This window comes from Paenibacillus sp. UNC217MF, from assembly GCF_000686865.1.
GTDB lineage: Bacteria > Bacillota > Bacilli > Paenibacillales > Paenibacillaceae > Paenibacillus_B > Paenibacillus_B suaedae.
Map to the genome: position 1 here is coordinate 1 of NZ_JMLT01000018.1, position 19,248 is coordinate 19,248.

Consider the following 19,248-nt stretch of genomic DNA (forward strand, 5'->3'; position numbering starts at 1 on the left):
TGAACTGCACCCCAATTGTTAGACACACTCTAACAGTTGGAGGTGCAGTTTTTTATGACTAAATTTACGAAGGATAGGAAATTGGCGATAATTCAAGGGTACAACCCTGATCTTCTATCGCAGACAGAATACGCAAACGAAATGGACGTTAACAAGTCCCAATTCCAATATTGGCTGAAGCTCTATGAGATGCATGGTGAGTCTGCCTTTACTAACGGCTATACAAATTATTCGGCAAGCTTTAAACTGGACGTACTTAATCATATGGCTCAATCAAAAGCTTCTCTCATGGATACCGCTGCTCTATTCAACCTTTCGAACTTTTCCATCTTGCATTCCTGGCAGAAAAAGATGGAGACAGACGGTTTAGAAGCCCTTGAGCCAAAAAAGAAGGGGCGTCCATCCATGAAGGAAAAATCCAATTCGTCTACTAAACGATCCGTAGTTGAAGGGTCTGTCGAAGCGCTCGAAGAACGTATCAAGCAGCTTGAAATGGAGAATGAGTATCTAAAAAAGTTGAATGCCTTAGTTCGAAACAAGGAACAACCACCAAACAGGACAAAGCACAAACCGTCTGGGAACTGAGGCATAAATATCCGGTGAAGGCACTCATACAGCTGGCTGGTATCCCGCGTAGCACCTATTACAACCTTATAAAGCGTACAAACCAATCAGATCCGAATGCGGATTTGAGAGCTGAGATCCAGTCCATTTACACGGAACATGATGGACGTTACGGATATCGTCGTATTCGTGATGAATTGGCAATCCGTGGGTGGAAAGTGAACCACAAGAAGCTTCAGCGGCTCATGAAAGAGATGGGGCTTAAATGCCTAGTCCGCATGAAAAAGTATAAGTCATATAAAGGGGCTGTCGGCAAGACTGCACCGAATCATCTGGATCGCCAGTTCACGGCGGAAGCGCCAAATGAGAAGTGGGTAACGGACATCACGGAGTTTAAGTTATTTGGAGAAAAGCTGTATCTGTCGCCTATTTTGGACTTATACAACGGGGAAATTATCACCTATACCATTGGTTCACGACCAACATATTCTCTGGTATCTGAGATGCTGGATGCAGGACTGGAGCGTCTGCCGGAGGAGCACCATCTTCTTCTTCATTCAGATCAAGGATGGCATTACCAAATGAAGCAGTATGGCTATGCGCTTAAGTCGAGAGGCATTCTCCAAAGTATGTCACGAAAAGGGAATTGTTACGACAACGCCGTCATAGAGAATTTCTTCGGCATTCTCAAGTCGGAGTTTTTGTACTACAAAGAGTTTGAAAATGTGGAACATTTCAAGGAAGAACTGAAAAAATATATTGATTACTACAATACTAAACGGTTGAAGGCAAAATTAAAAATGAGTCCGGTACAGTACCGAACTCATTTTGAGAAAGCTGCTTGATGAAATAACCGTGTCTAACTTTTGGGGGTCACTTCATAATTATGGCCTTCTTTCCAACGGCTTCATTACTTTGCTCAATCATGTGTATTCCTTCGGATCATTTATCCATTCCTTGCTATAATCAGCCAATCGCTGCAGCTCGCCAACTAATAAGCCTGCATGATACCCGCCGCACACCACATGATGCAGCTGCAAGGATACGGGCAGCAGGACTCGACCCGTTTACCCGAAATACTGTCCAAATGTGATGATCGGCAAATACGTTCCCTCATTGAACACATTCAAATTGAATGTACATCAAGATATAGATCAGTCCAACTGCTGCGAGCTGCGCGTCATCGCCACACTAGAATCCCTAACAATGAGACGAGGCTCAAACTGCACTCGTTCATATACACCGCGCTTCTGTTCGATGATACGATTAAGCAGCAGTTCGGTCGCTACTCTGGCAACCTCTGCTCCCATGATCGACACAGAGCTAAGCCGCGGCGTCGTAATTGTTCCCCACAAAATATTATCAATGCCAACAATCGCAATGTCTTCGGGCACGCGGATCCCCAATTCCTTGAATCGGTTCAGTAGTCCCATCGCAATCATGTCATTGCCCGCATAGATCGCATCCGGCATTTTCGTTAGACCTGAGAAATAATCGGCTGCCTTCAATCCCGTTTGCATCGAGAAATCATCTCCGAGATAGACCAGAGAGCTGTCTACTTGCGGGAGGGCATCCTCGTAGGCAAAGAAACGCTCCTCAATGATATGCTTCGGCGCACCTGCGTACGCAATCCGCGTCCGGCCTATGTTCATGAAATGCTCCATGACAAGTTTGCCCTCTTGCGTAGATAGACTGACGATATCCGCCTTCACATCGTCACCGAGCTTCTTCCCATAGTTAATAACGGAGATCGGAATGCTCGATTTATTAATCAAGTCAGGCAGCGTTGCAGGGTAAGCTAGCGGCAGGACAATCAGACCGTCTACATGAAGCTTCTTCACTTCCCTAAGTATTTCAAGCTCTGCTCGTGCATTCCCTAATGTATTGATCTGAACGACACGGTAGTCGTAATTTTTGGCCGCCTGCTCGACGGAATAGGCAATCTCCGGAACGAAGGCATTGCGAATATCGGGAACGGCTAGCGCAATTTGCTTCGTCTGCCGTACCTTAAGGCTGCGTGCGAAGGAGTTCGGCACGAAGCCCAGCTCTTCAATCGCCTGCATCACCTTGGCCTTCGTCTTCGGACTAATGCCATCTGCGTCATTGATTGCACGCGATACGGTTGCCAATCCGACCCCTGCTCGCTGTGCAACATCCTCGATTGTGACTTTTCTCTGAACCACTGGTACATCTCCCTCTCGTTACAAGTGGAATTGCTTCCACCATTCCAGCCAAGCCTTATTTCTGTATCATACCATCTGCATTCACATTATTCACCTGATCTTCCTGCAGTAGAAGACTGTGATTGACATCACACTAAGAGTGTGACATATTTAATATCGGAAACGTTTCCGAAAATATTTTCCCGTTTCCATTTCATACAGTATTTCATTTCTATACTTCTGGGGAGATGAGCACATGAAAGCATTAAGATGGCATGGCGTCAAAGATTTGCGCGTGGAGAACATTGCAGAACCAGCAGCCGGTAAAGGCAAAGTAAAAATTAAAGTCGAATGCTGCGGCATCTGCGGCAGCGACTTGCATGAATATACGGCAGGACCGATCTTCATTTCAGACAGCACTCCCCATCCTCTAACTGGAGAGAAAGCTCCAATCGTTATGGGACATGAATTCTCTGGACAGATCGTCGAGGTTGGAGAAGGTGTAACCAAATTCCAAAAGGGCGATCGCGTTGTTGTAGAGCCGATCTTCACATGCGGTGAATGTGAAGCCTGCAAGCAAGGCTTGTATAACCTCTGCGACAAGATGGGATTCCTTGGTCTCGCTGGCGGCGGTGGAGGCTTCTCCGAATATGTAGCAGCAGACGAGCACATGGTGCATAAGATTCCAGATAGCGTTTCTTACGAGCAAGGCGCGCTTGTTGAACCTTCCGCAGTAGCTCTCTATGCAGTTCGTCAAAGCAAGCTTCAAGTTGGGGATCGTGCAGCCGTATTCGGTACAGGCCCAATTGGACTGCTTGTTATCGAAGCATTGAAGGCTGCCGGCGCATCGGAGATCTATGCAATTGAACTGTCCGAGCAGCGTAAGCAAAAAGCAGAAGAACTCGGAGCCATTGTACTTGATCCTTCGCAAGTCGATGTCGTGAAGGAGCTTCGCGAACGGACAGGCGGCGGCGTGGATGTCACTTATGAAGTAACGGGAGTTCCTGCTGTACTGAACAATGCCATTGATGCAGCCAAGCTCGGCGGTGAAGTGATGATCGTCAGCATTTTCGAGCGAGAAGCTACTATTAAACCGAATGCAATTGTAACGAAGGAACGCACAATGAAAGGCATCATCGGTTACCGCAATGTATTCCCTGCGGTTATCAAATTGATGGAGCAAGGCTACTTCCCAGCAGAGAAGCTGGTAACGAAGCGCATTCAATTGGATGAAGTCGTTGATCATGGCTTCGAGGCGCTCTTGAAAGAGAAAAACCAAGTAAAGATTATGGTGAAGCCGCAATAATCCGTAAACAAAAACACGAAGGTTTAGGGTGCTTCAAAGTCATACTGAAATAAAACAAAAGATCGAGTCAGGGGTTAATCAGCTCCCCTTGCTCGATCTTTTCTCCATCATAATGCCGTTCTCAACAGCAAGACGGTAAAACATACGATCATTGATACCACTGCAAGATGCCACCATTTGTACATCATAATGATACCGATATACTCGCGGATGAACGCACTTGGCATGTAATATCTTGCTGTCTTCGCGCCAACACCCTCACACTTCTTCAATCCCGCGAGCCGCGCATAAATGCTTGCCCGAAATACATGATAGTTGTTCGTGACGAAGATGCTTTTATGATCGGGTTTCATCTCGTCCATAATGGCCTTCGAGAACAGCATATTTTGCATCGTGTTGCGAGATTTGTCCTCCATAAGCACGTCCTGCTCTGGAACTCCCTTCGCCACGATATATTTCTTCATTGCCTCTGCTTCACTAAGCAATTCGTCCGGCCCTTGGCCGCCCGACACGATAATTTTAGGCACTTGATGATACTTCATATATTGTTCAATGCTTTTATCCAAACGTGACGCTAGAAGCGGCGGGACTCGTTTCCCTCCGATTAGACCAGAGCCAAGCGCGATAATGAAATCGGGCTTGTACCATATTTTCCAGTAATGATAGAAGATCGCATACGTCAGAAAGCTGACGAATACAAAGGAAAAGTACATGAAGATGAGCAGCGTCCCGAGATAAAAAACAGCAAATTTATTATTATACGAAATAAAGAAAATGTAGAAAAACATGCCGATCATCGCAAAGATCAGGAGACTCAATAATAGTGACAACATATTCGCAAGCTTCTTGCTTTCCTTCTTCAGCATAATTCGTCCGTTAAGCAGCAAATATATACTCACAAACAGTACGCTCAAAGGAATAGAGGCAAGGATAACCGCGGCTATAATTATGTTAACCCACGGAATCTGGTTAGAAAAGGCCACCACGTCCAAGAATAAATTTGCTACAGCCGCCATGAACAGGAATGAAAGACTGATCCGTCTTTTTTCCCTGATAAATAAAAAAACAAAAAGCCCAAATAGAATCAAACTAAAAAAACTCATCATACACTCCCTTTCCAACCTTACTATTGTAAGCAATTCATTCCTTTTTGCAACCCTTTTCCCCCGTCATTATTGAAATGGATCACGATGAGACATTCATGGCTTTGCCAACTGTTAACAAGATGCAGATAATCCCAGCAATCCTCCGCCCAAAAATAAAACAAGCCGATTCCTTCACAATAGAGGAATCGGCTTGCATAAACTCATTTTGTATAGAATTCGTTTACTTTATCTAGTATTTCTTTGAAGTATGGAATATTAAATCGATTTATTAAGCCTTTAGATCCCATGTAAAAGCTGAATCGCCCTTTTTCGCCTAGAAGTTCCTTGAACTTATCAACTGTCTGGTCATACCTTTCTCTTTTCCCTGTATCGGTAAAATACCCTGAATCAATCTCCATTTGAATTCCGATTTTCGTTTTATCTAAATGATTCTTTGCAACCAACCGACCACCATCCCCATATATTCTTCCTTCTTTCACGCTATCGTAAATTGGCTGCAAATTTATTGCGCTGTCTTTGTCAAAATAATAGTGGGGTTGAATATACACATCATCAAAGATCATTGTCTCGTCCACGATGTATGCAATTGTTTCCACTATCTTTTCCCTATTAGGGCCAAAACCATAATAGGGAGCCCATGCAAAAGAAGTAGCTCCGTCTACGTCGTCACTGTTCTTTATATACTCCGAAAGTTTTTCCAACAACTGAACTTGCGATTGATTTTTAAGTTGCGAGTAGCTGTAATTTTGAGTCCCATAGAAGTATATGGCTTCGTTTGGATAATAAAATCCAGTTACCGAGTCCCAATTTGGACCAAGCTTTCGTTTTAACTCCTTTATATAGCTTACATATTCATCGAATAACTGATCAACATTTAACTTGCTCGATACATCGTGTGCTGGCAGAGAAACAAGTACTTTATATTCGCTGTTCGTGTCCACGATTGTCTGCACCGTTTCATTTACATCATCAATCATATTTCTCTCTTTATAATTGTCAATTTTGTTTGTCTTATTATCTATCGCAATAACAAATTGCCTCACCGTATCCAAACGTTCAAGCTCTGCCGATTCATATGGAATGTACCGTTGACCGTCCCCAAAATGACCGCTGTATAAAAACACCATATTTCTTGCTGACAGGTCACTTCGATCCATCGCAATGCTATCCATTTCATTTTCTTCAACGTCTTTTGCCGCTCTAATCACTGGTGTCGAGAACAAATTAACGAACAAACTCAAGGTAAACGTAATCGTCAGCACCCCTGCAAACCAAGCCTTTCTTTTCTTCTTTGGCTTCATGTTCATAACATCGACTCCTTATCCTTAGTTTAGTAGTTTTACAACAATTCACTTAATTCCCTTTATGAACCATTTAATTGTTTCTACAGAAGCATACAAGGAGTTGCGAGACTCTGGAACTAGACAATGATGACAATATTCGGTTGAAAAATGACATTCAGCCTATTCCCTAGAGTAATATTTATTTCTTTACACTGCTTGGCGTTACGCCCCAGTATTTACGGAATATTTTAGTAAAATAGCTGACGTCTCGATATCCGATCATGGCGGCAGCATCATACACTCTCGCCCCATTCATCAACGCCGTCCTCGCCCGTTCCATCTTGCGTTCCAGAACATATGAGGTAAATGACATTCCTATTTCTTGCTTGAATAAGCGACTTAAATAGGAGGCGTTCACATAAAAACGATCAGCGATCGTATGCAAGGTAAATTCCTGATCCTGTTCCGCCTCAAGCAGCTCAATAATCGCTTGAACAGTGGTATGGGTAACCTTCCTGTCATGGCTCTCTGCATATGTGATTATGCTTCTTACAGCACGATGCAATACATCGTACATATGCTCTGGCGTCGTAAGTGATTGTACATTCGAGAGAAAATCGAAATCCGCTCCTGTCACATCCTGTACAGACCATCCGCGTTTGCGGATAAAGAGCGTCAACACGCCAACGATGTACATTAACTGCTCCATCATAATTTCATACGAAGCAGAGTTGTTCTTCGCCGCCTCGCACATGTTCGAAATCATTCGCATGGCAAGTTCTTGATCCATCGTCTCCAATGCCATCTCTAGCTGCTTGTCCTCGTGCTCGTAATCCGGACGATTATTGAACTCAGCTTGGAGCGGCTCATCATATGGAATTGCGATTCCTGTTCCATAAACGACCCGATTTTGCAGCGCCTTTTTGGCTTGAATATATAATGGCAGCAGTTCGTCTATCTTTCCGGTTCCTCCACTAATTCCCGCGCTTACGTCAATGCCAAGACATTGCTTGATGTTGCGAATGAGCTTCTCCATCGCCACGTGAATCCCGAGCATCTGCTGCGGAGTATGTTCCAGCGCTCCCGTATTCCCTATCACAATAATGGTTTTATCCTCTTCCGTGCATACATAAAAATCAGGAGTCGGCAGTATATCTCGAATAACATGCACGAGATTATCCAAGGTCATGCCATCTTCATTGCTGGAACAGACATATTCGTCCACGTCCAGAACGATTACCGCATAACGAGATTCCATGTCTATATGAAGCCCTAATGAAACACAGGAAGCTTCCAGCTCTTCTATCTGATATCGTCCATATGCTAGATTGCGAATCGTATGCTGATGCAGGACGGGGAGGTACTGCGTCCATTGCTCCTGCATCATTAGTTGACGCGTTCGCTCCATCAACTCTGCTTGAATGCATCGGGCTGCGTCCGTTACAGCCTGGAGAATGTCCATTTCAGCAGCAGGCTTGAGCAAATACTTGTATACGCCAAGCTCCACCGCCGTCTGCGCATAGGAAAAATTGTCATGACCGCTTAAAATGATGATTTTCGTGTTCGAATAAGCCCGAGCCACTTGACTCGCCAAGGAAAGACCGTCCATTTCGGGCATTTGAATATCCATTAAAATAATATCGGGCTGCTTCATTTGTATCTGAGCGAGAGCTTCAGCACCGTTATTCGCCGACCCTACTACTTCGATATCGTGTTCTTCCCAGGGCATGTGAAGCAGATTTTGCAAAAATCTAATTTCATCTTCTACAATAAGAAGATTCAAGCGATCCTCTCCTTATTTCATTATTCATCTGTCGTACTTGATAAAGGCAGCTCAAGAGTTACTGTTGTACCTACTCCTAACTGGCTTTCGAATCGGATGCACGCTTCAGGGCCGTAGAACATCCTCATTCTGGAACAAACGTTGCGCAAGCCATATAGCTCCGTTTCTGGTGATTCCAAAAAAGATAAAGGAGCCGACTTGCCGTCGATTTCCTGAATCACTTGATGAATGGATTGCAGGCGCTGCTCACTTATTCCGCTTCCGTTATCTTGCACCGTTATCATCAATTTCCCCTGCTTCAAGAAGCTCGAAATGATCAACAACCCATCGCCCTTCATCTGCTCCAGTCCATGAATAACTGCATTTTCAACCAAGGGCTGCAATAGCAGCTTTAATATAGGGATCGTTTTCGTTTCTTGGTGTATCTCATACACGACATGAAAGCCATGTAAAAAGCGAATTTGCTGGATGCGTAAGTAGTAGTTTAGATGGGTAATCGTTTCCTCTACCGTGAATGTATCTTGCCCTTTATGAAGGCTTAATCGGAAAAAGTGTGACAGGTTCAGCACCATCTCGCTTATTTCCTCTGCCTCGTAGTTTTGAGCCGTCCAGTATATAGAGTTCAGCGTATTATATAAGAAATGGGGATTAATTTGAGATTGCAAAAACGTGAGCTCCGTGCGGGCAATGCGAAGTTGCTGCTCATAATGATCCTGAATCAGATGCTTTTGATGCTCGGCCATTTGATTATACGAGTCCATCAAATAACCAAATTCATCCTTCCTTCTTGTGTGTAACCGGATATCATAATCTCCTCCGATTAACCCCTTCATCGCATGCTTTAATCTGCCTAAAGGGGAAGCTATGCGGTTGTAAACACCCCAAGATATAAGCATGGAAAGCACAAAACTGCACGCTATGATTAAATAGGTAAATTGTCTCATTGTTTTCGTTTCTTGATAAATCTCTTCGATCGGCCGAAATACTTCCAGCCGGATTGGATAGCTAGATGACTCCATGCTCACTTCGAGTATATCCCCATCTTGCTGTCCTCCTGAATCGGTATTAGGAACGGTCAAAATGGGGTCTCCTTCTCTGTTCGTTATTTTCAAGCTAGTCAACTCAGATTTCAACAGCGGGCTTATAAGTGTCTGAAGAGCATTTTTATGTAAAGTCACAATTAGTAAACTTGCTTTGTCCTCATCAGGGAAGGCATTCATCCTTCTGACAAGAGATATTGAGTTTACCTCCACTAAATCTGTGATTACAGGTTCTACCCCCTCTTTGGGCTGGGGCATAAGGAAAGTACTCGCTTGATCCGCAAGTCGATTTAAATAGGCGAAACTTTCTCGCTCGGTTGCAGATTCGATTCTCTTTCCTCCATATTTCGTAGATATCATCGTATGGGTTTCCATCTGATAAATCGTGATCTGGGAAGCCACCAGGCTCACCGCCGAAATGTTCCATAGCTCTTGCAGCAGCTCTGAGTACTGTACAATTGTACGAGGTGACATCCCCGACCCATGCACCCTAAGTTTCTCATTAATGTTGTGGTTCGCCGCAATTAGATTGGTTAACGTCTCAAAATGATGCAACGACAATTCCAGGTTATTCATAACAGACTCCACCTTATCTTGAGTCTGTTCTGTCGTCTTTTGAATAATAATTTGGTTCGCTCTGTTATTGACGTACAAGCTAATGATAACTAGCGGCAGAAGCACAATGAAGAAATAGATGCTGAGCCGTAATTGCGAGGTTTGCAGAAACTTATGATGCGCACGTTGGAATAGTTTCATGGCTACATCCTATTTTTTTTATGCGATTCATGCCAATCGTTTACTTCCTGCGTAACTTCTGTGCCTCCGCTCTCATACCATCGTTTTACGTAGTCGTCGAATGAATTCATGGATTCTAGGCCGAGAATGATTTTTACGAAGACTTCCTGCAATGAATAAAGTTCATTCCATTTTCCTACAATGGTAAGAGGAGGTGGGCCTCCATATGCATCTTGTACGACATGCTTTTCCAATTTTTCAATGTTCTCGTTGAGACGAAATTTTTTGCCGTAGGAATCATTGCGTGCACGCAACAGCCACCGTGTGTCCACATTCACCAGTGCAGAATATATGCCTCTATACAGGTGCTTATCATGTTCATTAAAATTGCTGACAATTTTTCCGTCTTTCCAATCCCACACTTGATTTTGAAATCCCAGAACTAGTGAGGTTCTGCCTTTACCTGCAATGAAATTTAAAAATTGAATGACTTCGCGAGCATGACTGCTCCCTTTTGGAACCACTTGATACCCGAATACTGGATTCAATGCGCCTACTCCCTGCTTCCCTTTCTTGCCAATCGGATAGTCAATGGTTATCCAATTCGCTTTCGAATCTTTCATCAAGCTTTGAGCAATAACTCCGCGTGTATCATACCAAGCTCCGGAAAACATTCCAACCTTCCCTTCTATTATTTTTTCGTTCATGACCTCTCTACGGTAAATAGGGAAATCCGGATCAATCCATCCCTGTTGATAAAGCTCAGCAAAGAATGAGAGCGCTTCCTTCATTTCCGGCAAAACGTTGCCATAGACGAGCTTCCCCCCTCGTTCCGTCCATTGGTTCAATTGAACTCCGAACGCCCCAAAAAGCGGTGAAGAATGATACAAATCCTTCATCATCGTAAAGCCGTATGTATCTCTCTTTCCGTTTCCGTCAGGATCGCCTTCCGAAAATGCTTTTATTACTGCCTTATAATCTTCCAGCGTTACGGGTATCGGCAGGTTCAGTTTATCCAGCCAGTCTTTGCGGATATAGATGATTTCTCTCCCCTTCACCTGCTGACCACTCGGAATTGCGTAAATCGAGCCATCATACCGAACGCGGTCCCATAATTCTTCCGGTATGAGACGCTTTAAATCTGCTCCGTATTCATTGATCCAGTGATCGAGAGGTTGGAGTTTATTTTGCGTCACGAATTTGGCAAATTGGATCGGGGAATTGATGCTGATCATATCGGGATGATTCTGTTCCATCGAAATGATGGTGTCGATCGTTTTTTCATAACTGGGTACGGGCGGCAGTTCGACACGGACATTCAATCCGACATGTTTTTTAATGTAATCCAAATAAGGATTTTGATTTTCATCCAAGCCTGCCGGAAACGGAAAACTCAAACTATTGATCACAATGGCTATGTTTTTTCCATCCCGCAATTCTTTATTCTCAGAACTGATTGAAATTGGGTTGAACTTGGGTATAAAAAATAGGCCTAACACAAGAAGGGTTAGCATGTAAATTATCAGCATGAATCTATTTACAAATTTACCGCTGCTCAACACTACAAAAATCATCCTTTCGATTTTTTTTATTTCCCCATGTAATTGAGAAGCTTCTACGATCCCTCCTACAGAACCATTTCGATTGCGACACAAGTCCTAATTCAAATTATAGTATAAAATTTGAACTTCAAACAATATTTCTCAGCAATATTTATATTATGTATGATACAAATACAAAAAAACTCTTCCCGGTCTAATTGAAATAGATACCGAAAAGAGGTTTCGCGGTCGTACAATATGCTCTTCTCCTGAGTACAGCCACCATCGAGTCCTACAACTTCCAATCCAGATACTCTGCCCAGGTTGAACGTAAAAGAGTTTTTATTTTAGCAGTAGGGATATGAATAATAACTACATTAGAAATGCTATTCGTATACATATTGGTTAATAGGTATTTTCCATCAGGAGATGGTTTATATGGCAGCACACCTTGCGTATCAACCTGTATCGTAGAATGATCATTACCTGTTATGGAATCAATATGGACAACGTTCGTTTCGTTACTCTGCTGGTATGCAATATATTTTTTATTGTAGGAAAGTGAGGGATTAGAAGCATTCGATTTATACTCATCTAGTTGATGATTCGTAAGATTGAACGACATAATGTGCGGAGACTTTTGTTCATCTTGTGCGGTAAAAAGAACCCGATTGGAATCAAGCCAATCATAGTATAGATATCCACTATCAAGCGAGGCTATGGAAGTTAATGCCCCGTGTCTCTATCATATACCTTCAACTCGCCTTCTTCTATAAAGCTAATGGCATGACGGCCAGGAATTGACTTTGGAAATTGAATGTTCTTTCCCGCTATTATTTTCTCTCTTTTCGAGTAACTAGCATTATCATCTTCAATTTCATAAATATCTTGCTCATCCCCGTTTTGAATGACAGCAAGAAGCTTATTCCCATTATTAACACTATAATGCGGTTCGAAAAAATTATTATGAAACGGTAAAAGAGCATCTGTCTGCAGATTAAACTTGTACATAGGTGTTTCAGTCGGATTCATTTGCTGCATGATCATGATCTCCCCCTCCATTGATGAGAAATCATTTGATTCTGAATAACTCTGCCATATCAGAAAAGCAACGAGAAAAACACATATTGTTGCTACAAGTAGGATCAGCCTTCTTTTCAATTCGTGCACCTTCCTCCTTTTATAGTATGGGGTTACAAACCCAATGAATTCAGAGGAGTTACTTCCCCCTTCACTGGGGCTATTACTATGATCTAATATTAAAAAATGAACGTATCGATTCTGCAACCAGCCCCGGCTGCTCCAGCGCAACAAAATGCCCACCTGTATTCAGCTCATTCCATTGCAGGATGTTCGGGAACAAGCGCTCCACATATTCTCGCGGCGGACGCTCATGAGGCTGCGTCTTCGTTAACGAAACGCCATGCGGTACAGGGCATGTCTCACCTTCACTCGGCCACTTGATATGCCTGCCTTCATAATAATAGCGGTTCGCCGCGTTAATCGTCTGGGTAAACCAGTAGATTGAGACATTTGCCAGCAAATCGTCCTTGTTGAACTGCTCTAACCGCTCACCCTTTTCGGTTACCGTCCAGTAATACCATTTTTCCAAAATAAAGGCTGCCAGACCTACAGGAGAATCATGCAGTCCATACGCCGCAGTCTGAGGCTTCGTCCCCAATAGATGCGCATACCCGCCCTCTTCGCGATACCACTGATCGCCACATGTAAGAAAGGCCCGCTCAGCCTCGGACATCTCCATGCCCTTCCCTATAAAAGGACTCGGATTCCCCGGTGATGTCGTATGATACCCAATGACCTTCTCCGGATGATCCAAGCATAGCAAGCCAAGTACGCTCGCCCCCAAATCATAGCCATGTGCCCCGAACTGCTCATAGCCCAGCCCCTCCATCAACTTGACCAACACATTCGCGACCTGTCTATCCTCATAACCCGGCCCCAATGGTATACTCGAGAACCCATGCCCCGGAATCGAAGGAATTATGACATCGAAGGAGATGGAATCATTGCCTCCATCGTTATCCGGCTGTGTCAAAAACGGAATCAGATCCAGCATCTCATAAAATGTACTTGGCCAGCCGTGGGGAATTAGAATTGGTAATGAGCGACTTCCCTTCCCTTTTTCGTACACAAAGTGAATGTCTGTCCCGTCAATCGTCGCTTTGTAATTAGAGAAGGAATTGATACGCCGTTCCACCATGCGCCAATCGAAATCATGCAGCCAATAATGAACAATATCCTTCATATACGATATTGGAATCCCGTAATCCCATTCTGCTCCTGGGATTTCATCCGGCCATCTCGCCATTCGCAGTCTTTGCTTCAATTGTTCAATCTCTTCGTCTGAAATACTCACAGTGAAAGGATTCATGTTCATCGTTATCTTCGCTCCTTGGCAGAATAAATACGAGAATAGATAGAAAAGACTTGAGGAAGCTAGGCCGCGAGTTCATCAAATCTATAATTTAGAACAACCTAGTGATACACTGATAATGAAATCAGAAATCAAGAAGCACGTATAAGACATAACTCACGAACGTAACCAGTAAAACGGTTTAAATAGTTAGTCAACTAGTAAATAAATCTTAATAGTTAGTTAACGATGTGTCAATAGGAGTGGTTGAGCAGATGACGAATGGATATGATCAGCTTGAAATAATTGCTGATTTCTTCAATACACAGGATAGACGAACGCGGTACGAGGGAGATCCCGGGATCGAGCATTTAACAGAGCCTAGCCGTTTAGTCGAGTGGCTCTTGCAGCACCAGCTTATCACAGAATCAGATAATGCTGCTTCAGAGGAAGAATTGCAATTGGCGCGCGAGCTTCGCAATGAACTTCGCAAAACAATAGTGAACAACGAGCACGATGGAAATGTAGAACAGGTTAAGCTGGAGCAGCTTACGAAGAATTTCCAGTTCGGGCTCGTGTTCCAGGAGAATGGAGAGCAGCTTGTGCCTCTGCAAGTAAATGCAGCTAAAGGATTAGCTCAACTACTCATTATTGTGTACGAACTGAGACGAACGAAGATGTGGCATCGCATACGTGTATGTACAGCAGAGGATTGCCAGTGGGTATTTGTGGATCGATCCAGACCCGGAACGGGGAGATGGTGTTCGATGAAGGCATGCGGAAATCGAGCGAAGAATAAGACCTTCCGCCATAAACATAAAAACGAATCGTCGCTGTAATGGAGTAGAGTAAAGGGCTGGCTTCCCAGCCCTTCGCATCAGACCGGACGTGAGGTTTCCGCTTACCGGCCTTCCTGCAATGAAGCAAATTTACATGCTATCTAACGAATGAAGTCCTTCATATAAAGGAAACTGAGACGTCATTTCACGTACAATTTCTAGTATTTGATTTTTAATCGTCGAACTCTTGGGATTTTTAAAGGCCAGTCCAATAAGCTGGGCAATTTCTTTCATCTCCTCGGGTCCTAATCCTCGTGAAGTCATTGCAGGAGTTCCGAAGCGAATGCCACTCGTTACTAACGGGCTGGCCGTATCATGAGGAACTGCGTTTTTATTCGCCGTAATCCCCACCTCATCGAGTATGGATTCTGCTTCTTTGCCCGTAAGTCCAATTGCGCGCAAATCAACCAAAACAATATGATTGTCTGTCCCCCCCGATACAACGGTTAACCCTTCATTCATTAGCGCTTCCGCCAATACGTTAGCATTTTCAAGCGTTTTTGCTATATACGTTTTGAAGTCCGGTTGCAATGCCTCGCCTAGCGCAACCGCTTTTGCCGCGATAACATGCATAAGTGGGCCGCCTTGCGATCCAGGGAATATCGCTTTATCAATGGCTTGCGCCCATGGTTTACGGCACATGATGACACCGCCTCTTGGCCCTCTTAACGTTTTATGCGTGGTCGTCGTAACAAAGTGTGCGTGTGGCAGCGGGTTTGGGTGCAATCCTGCTGCAACGATTCCTGCAATATGTGCCATATCTACAAAGAAAAGAGCCCCAACTTCGGCCGCGATTTGGGCGAACAACTCAAATTCGATCGTTCGTGGATAGGCGCTGGCACCAGCCACGATGATGCGTGGAAGGTGCTTATGGGCGAGTTTTCGCACCTGGTCATAGTCAATGCGCCCTGTTTGTTCATCGACACCATAAGAAACAAAATTATAGAATCTTCCAGAAAAATTCACCGGACTCCCGTGTGTAAGATGGCCGCCATGGGATAAACTCATGCCCAATATCGTGTCACCAGGCTTTACTGATGCAAAATATACCGCCATATTCGCCTGTGCACCGGAGTGAGGCTGCACATTGGCATGCTCGGCACCGAAAAGCTCTTTAACTCGGTGAATGGCAAGTTCCTCGATCCTATCGACATGCTCACATCCGCCATAATATCTTCTTCCCGGATACCCTTCAGCATATTTGTTGGTCAGTACTGTGCCCGTCGCTTCCATGACAGCTCGGCTTACAAAATTCTCCGATGCAATCAGTTCTATTTTATCCCGCTGCCGTGTAAGCTCTTGCCGAATTGCATTAGCCACCGCTTTATCTTGCTGCTCCAAATAATTCATGATCATCTTCCTCTCTACCTGTCTATTTCACTATTGAAATCTGATATTTCCGCCATAAGAAGAGAATTCAGTTGTGTTGCACAATCAACAATTGTCGTGCTAGTATACCAATCAATGGAGTGTTGATTAATATCCATAGTTGAGTAATTATAGCAATCCATAATCATGCCAAAAACGCGGGAGTTGTCTGAATGTTACAAGTCAATCGAAATGATAAACGTCCCATCTGGCAGCAGCTTCTGGATCAAGCGATACATAATATTACATCCGGAAAATGGCCTCCAGGGGAATTACTGCTCCCAACCCGTGAACTCGCTCCATTGATTGGTGTTTCACGCTCAACCATCCAGATTGTTTACGAGGAATTATTCAGCCGCGGGTATACCGTAACCTCTCGTCGCGGCGGAACAAGAGTTAGCGATTGGACATATGCAACTCGTCCTTCTGAAGATGCTGCCACACAAGGGCCGATCCCTCCTGAATTGCCATCATTAAACACGGGAATCGGACATTTACACGATTGGTTTGGAAATAAAGATCATCGTCAAGTAGAGATCGATTTCACTCCTCATGAGCCATACCTAGACGAGCATTTCCGAAAAAATTGGAGACACTCCTTTTTGCACGCCTCTACAGAAACAGACCTGGACAATTGGGCTTACGGAAATGCATATGGATTTCTACCGCTGCGAGAGCAGATTCAACGTTATTTGTCGCTTGAACGGGGAGTTCATGTGGATGTCGATCAAATCATCTTGACCTCAGGCGCACAGCATAGCATTGATTTGATTGCCCAAGCTCTGTTACAGCAAGGAGAAACGGTTTCAGTTGAGGATCCCGGCTTCCCTGCTGCCTGGATGGTGATGAAGTATCGGCGCATGCAAGTTGAATCCGTTCCGGTTGACGAACACGGACTATGCGTTGACCGCATTCATCCTGAGTCCAAACTTATATATGTTACGCCATCGCACCAGTGTGCGGTTGGAGCAATTATGTCGGAGCCGCGCAGGCAGCAATTGTTACATATGGCTGCTGAGCAGAGGTTCTGGATTGTTGAGGATGATTACGATAGTGAATTTCGATATCGCGGTGACCCGCTCCCGACGCTGTTCAGTCAGCGACCTCAGAACACGCTATATATGATGAGTTACTCCAAAATGGTCGCTCCTGGCATTCGGTTATCGGCAATTGTCGGATCCAAAGAGGCCATTCGTCAAATTACCCAAGTCCATGAATTAACCTATCGGCATCTGCCGATTATGGAGCAATTAACACTTACTCATTTTATCGAGCATGGTCATTTTATGCGTCATATGAGACGAGTTCGGAATGTATATCGTCGTAGACATGAAGCCATGACGAAGGCTATTATCGCAACAGGTCTGAGCGACCACTTCACACTAAGCGGCGTAGAAACGGGATTGCATATGCTTCTTGAGGCTGATAAATCGTTTGATGAGGAAGCCGTGACAAAGTTAGCGTTCGAAAAGGGAATCCGCGTGTATCCGCTGAGCACGTATTGCTTGGAAAGTGATCGAAAAGGTTGGGTACTCGGTTTTGCGAAAGTAGATGAAGCAGCTATTGAAGAAGGAATTTATCGTCTTGCGGGGATGCTTTTATAAGCCAAGCATCCCCGTCACGACCTTCGCTTGCTCACATCAACCATGTAGAAAATGTTGTGTTCGTAATCGCTCTCCTGTCTCTCTCCTAATCGTCCTGGCGCGCATTTTCGTTCCAGTAATAGCTGTCCGGCAAGTAACGTTGCCCGAATACGCTTGTCCCTACGCGGATGATAGTAGCCCCTTCCTCGATAGCCACCTTGAAATCACCAGACATGCCCATCGAGAGGATATCCATTTCTACACGCGGAAACTTTTTCTCCCTAACTTGGGTTTGAATCGATTTTAATAATCGGAAGCAGTGACGGGTCTCGTCGTTTGTCGCATTTAGTTTTCCAATCGTCATTAAGCCCTTCACGTTCAACGTGTCGAACTGGGACAATTGTTCCACCAACTCCAGTGCCGTTTCCGGGGAAGCACCAAATTTACTTTCTTCGTAGGAAGTGTTGATTTGCACCAGAATATCCATAGTCTTGTTCTCTTTGGCGAGTTGATGGTCCAGGGCCTGCCCCAATTTCAGACGGTCTACAGAATGAATGAGCGTAACATATTTAACAACGTCCTTCACTTTATTCGTTTGCAAATGTCCGATAAAATGCCATTCCACCTGATTAGATTGCTGCATAAGCGGAAATTTGTCCCGAAGTTCCTGCGCTTTGTTTTCCCCAAATAGAGTCTCCCCCGCTTGTATGGCCATTTGCAATTTTTCAAGCGGAACAGTTTTGGTTGCCAACAACAATTTCACGTCCTCTACCTTGCGCCCGGATGCTTGGCAAGCCAATTCCATCTGCTGCCTTACGGTTCTGAGATTCTCTTCAACTAAATGTCCCATGTCTCTTCCCTCTTTACACCGTTTTTCCAGGCTCAAACATTTTCCCCTCTTCAATCGGATTTTCTTTGGCGGTAATATGATGTGGATCTATTCGATACACCTGAACCGGGCCACCGAATACAGCTGATCGGTATTTGTCCACGTGCTGCTTGGGTAATGGACGATTATAGTAATCTGGCACATACTTATCAATCATTTCCTGCAGCATATGTGTAGCTTCATCCAGATCGACGATAGGCTGTACCTTGCCAAAAATCATTACGCTCATATACGCTGTGTCCGTCTTGGCTGGCACCGGATTTGTAATCGTCCCGTACTCTTCACAAACCGTAAAGCAGACCTCCGGGTTTTCACCTATAACCTGATTTCTTCTCCCGCCAGTGGCTCCATGGAAATAAAGCTTGCCATCTGTCCAAACGAAATTAAGAGGAACAACATACGGCAGATGACCATCGACCATTCCAAGATGTCCAATTCGAGCTTGCCGCAGAAAGGTCTCAATCCTGCTCTTATCCAACACTTCTCTTATTTTGTAACGTACTCCATTCATGGCTTCACCTCTATTGAATTGAATGATTATGATGTGAGTTTATCAGCCATTGGAATGAGGTTAAATGTCCATAAACATATAATTAATGCAATCCATATTAGACAGTAAGCGATCCCTCTTCGTCAAACCTGATAAGGAGCGCATCCGTGTTTAGTTCTATTCCG

16 protein-coding genes are annotated in these 19,248 nt (G+C 44.3%); 4 read left to right on the forward strand and 12 right to left on the reverse strand.

From position 1 onward, the window contains the following. Positions 1–54 precede the first annotated feature (54 nt). Positions 55–1,409 (forward strand): IS3 family transposase gene (locus BP95_RS32400; RefSeq protein ID WP_155987224.1). Its coding sequence is split into 2 segments (ribosomal slippage): positions 55–508 and positions 508–1,409, totalling 1,356 coding nucleotides; the frame shifts between segments, so codons are not numbered across the junction. 78 nt (positions 1,410–1,487) lie between these two features. On the opposite strand, the gene BP95_RS33840 is transcribed toward BP95_RS32400, so the two are convergent. Both BP95_RS33840 and BP95_RS0110950 read right to left on the reverse strand, forming a co-directional pair. Then, positions 1,488–1,619, reverse strand: a complete 132-nt coding sequence (locus BP95_RS33840; RefSeq protein ID WP_081819863.1) for a CatA-like O-acetyltransferase — start codon at positions 1,617–1,619, stop codon at positions 1,488–1,490. Positions 1,620–1,718: 99 nt separating this feature from the next. Then, positions 1,719–2,747 carry a LacI family DNA-binding transcriptional regulator gene (locus BP95_RS0110950; RefSeq protein ID WP_021254147.1) on the reverse strand — a complete coding sequence of 343 codons (1,029 nt, stop codon included), beginning with the start codon at positions 2,745–2,747 and terminating at the stop codon, positions 1,719–1,721. A 235-nt stretch (positions 2,748–2,982) separates the two neighbouring features. Between BP95_RS0110950 and BP95_RS0110955 the strand changes: the two genes are divergently transcribed. After that, positions 2,983–4,032, forward strand: coding sequence for a 2,3-butanediol dehydrogenase (locus tag BP95_RS0110955; RefSeq protein ID WP_028532163.1), 1,050 nt, complete (start codon positions 2,983–2,985; stop codon positions 4,030–4,032). 107 nt (positions 4,033–4,139) lie between these two features. On the opposite strand, the gene BP95_RS0110960 is transcribed toward BP95_RS0110955, so the two are convergent. From BP95_RS0110960 to BP95_RS0110990, 7 genes are all read right to left on the reverse strand, one after another. Further along, positions 4,140–4,931, reverse strand: coding sequence for a YdcF family protein (locus BP95_RS0110960; RefSeq protein ID WP_231515090.1), 792 nt, complete (start codon positions 4,929–4,931; stop codon positions 4,140–4,142). 407 nt (positions 4,932–5,338) lie between these two features. Further along, on the reverse strand, positions 5,339–6,445 hold the full coding sequence (locus tag BP95_RS0110965; RefSeq protein ID WP_028532165.1) for a hypothetical protein: 1,107 nt from the start codon (positions 6,443–6,445) through the stop codon (positions 5,339–5,341). 175 nt (positions 6,446–6,620) lie between these two features. Beyond that, on the reverse strand, positions 6,621–8,204 hold the full coding sequence (locus BP95_RS0110970) for a response regulator transcription factor (RefSeq protein ID WP_021254143.1): 1,584 nt from the start codon (positions 8,202–8,204) through the stop codon (positions 6,621–6,623). 20 nt (positions 8,205–8,224) lie between these two features. Then, on the reverse strand, positions 8,225–10,000 hold the full coding sequence (locus BP95_RS0110975) for a sensor histidine kinase (RefSeq protein ID WP_028532166.1): 1,776 nt from the start codon (positions 9,998–10,000) through the stop codon (positions 8,225–8,227). A 2-nt stretch (positions 10,001–10,002) separates the two neighbouring features. Then, a complete protein-coding gene (locus BP95_RS30130; RefSeq protein WP_231515091.1) occupies positions 10,003–11,376 on the reverse strand; it encodes an extracellular solute-binding protein in 1,374 nt (457 codons plus the stop codon). 870 nt (positions 11,377–12,246) lie between these two features. Continuing rightward, positions 12,247–12,567: a hypothetical protein gene (locus tag BP95_RS0110985; protein WP_139170632.1), complete on the reverse strand. Its 321-nt coding sequence runs from the start codon at positions 12,565–12,567 to the stop codon at positions 12,247–12,249. 199 nt (positions 12,568–12,766) lie between these two features. After that, positions 12,767–13,918, reverse strand: coding sequence for an epoxide hydrolase family protein (locus tag BP95_RS0110990; RefSeq protein ID WP_028532168.1), 1,152 nt, complete (start codon positions 13,916–13,918; stop codon positions 12,767–12,769). A gap of 251 nt (positions 13,919–14,169) precedes the next feature. Between BP95_RS0110990 and BP95_RS0110995 the strand changes: the two genes are divergently transcribed. After that, a complete protein-coding gene (locus tag BP95_RS0110995) occupies positions 14,170–14,733 on the forward strand; it encodes a CGNR zinc finger domain-containing protein (protein WP_021254138.1) in 564 nt (187 codons plus the stop codon). A 90-nt stretch (positions 14,734–14,823) separates the two neighbouring features. Here BP95_RS0110995 and glyA read toward each other — a convergent pair whose 3' ends face one another. Beyond that, positions 14,824–16,083, reverse strand: coding sequence for a serine hydroxymethyltransferase (gene glyA, locus BP95_RS0111000; RefSeq protein WP_028532169.1), 1,260 nt, complete (start codon positions 16,081–16,083; stop codon positions 14,824–14,826). A gap of 191 nt (positions 16,084–16,274) precedes the next feature. Between glyA and pdxR the strand changes: the two genes are divergently transcribed. Beyond that, positions 16,275–17,705 (forward strand): MocR-like pyridoxine biosynthesis transcription factor PdxR, encoded by a 1,431-nt coding sequence (pdxR, locus tag BP95_RS0111005; RefSeq protein ID WP_028532170.1) that lies wholly within the window; start codon positions 16,275–16,277, stop codon positions 17,703–17,705. A gap of 85 nt (positions 17,706–17,790) precedes the next feature. Here the strand turns inward: pdxR and BP95_RS0111010 are convergent, their stop codons facing one another. Together BP95_RS0111010 and BP95_RS0111015 are read right to left on the reverse strand one after the other, a co-directional pair. Continuing rightward, the gene (locus BP95_RS0111010) at positions 17,791–18,534 is read right to left on the reverse strand and encodes a YggS family pyridoxal phosphate-dependent enzyme (RefSeq protein ID WP_028532171.1); all 744 of its coding nucleotides are present in this window, start codon (positions 18,532–18,534) and stop codon (positions 17,791–17,793) included. Between the two features lie 13 nt (positions 18,535–18,547). After that, positions 18,548–19,084: a pyridoxamine 5'-phosphate oxidase family protein gene (locus tag BP95_RS0111015; RefSeq protein ID WP_021254134.1), complete on the reverse strand. Its 537-nt coding sequence runs from the start codon at positions 19,082–19,084 to the stop codon at positions 18,548–18,550. Between the last annotated feature and the right edge of the window lie 164 nt (positions 19,085–19,248).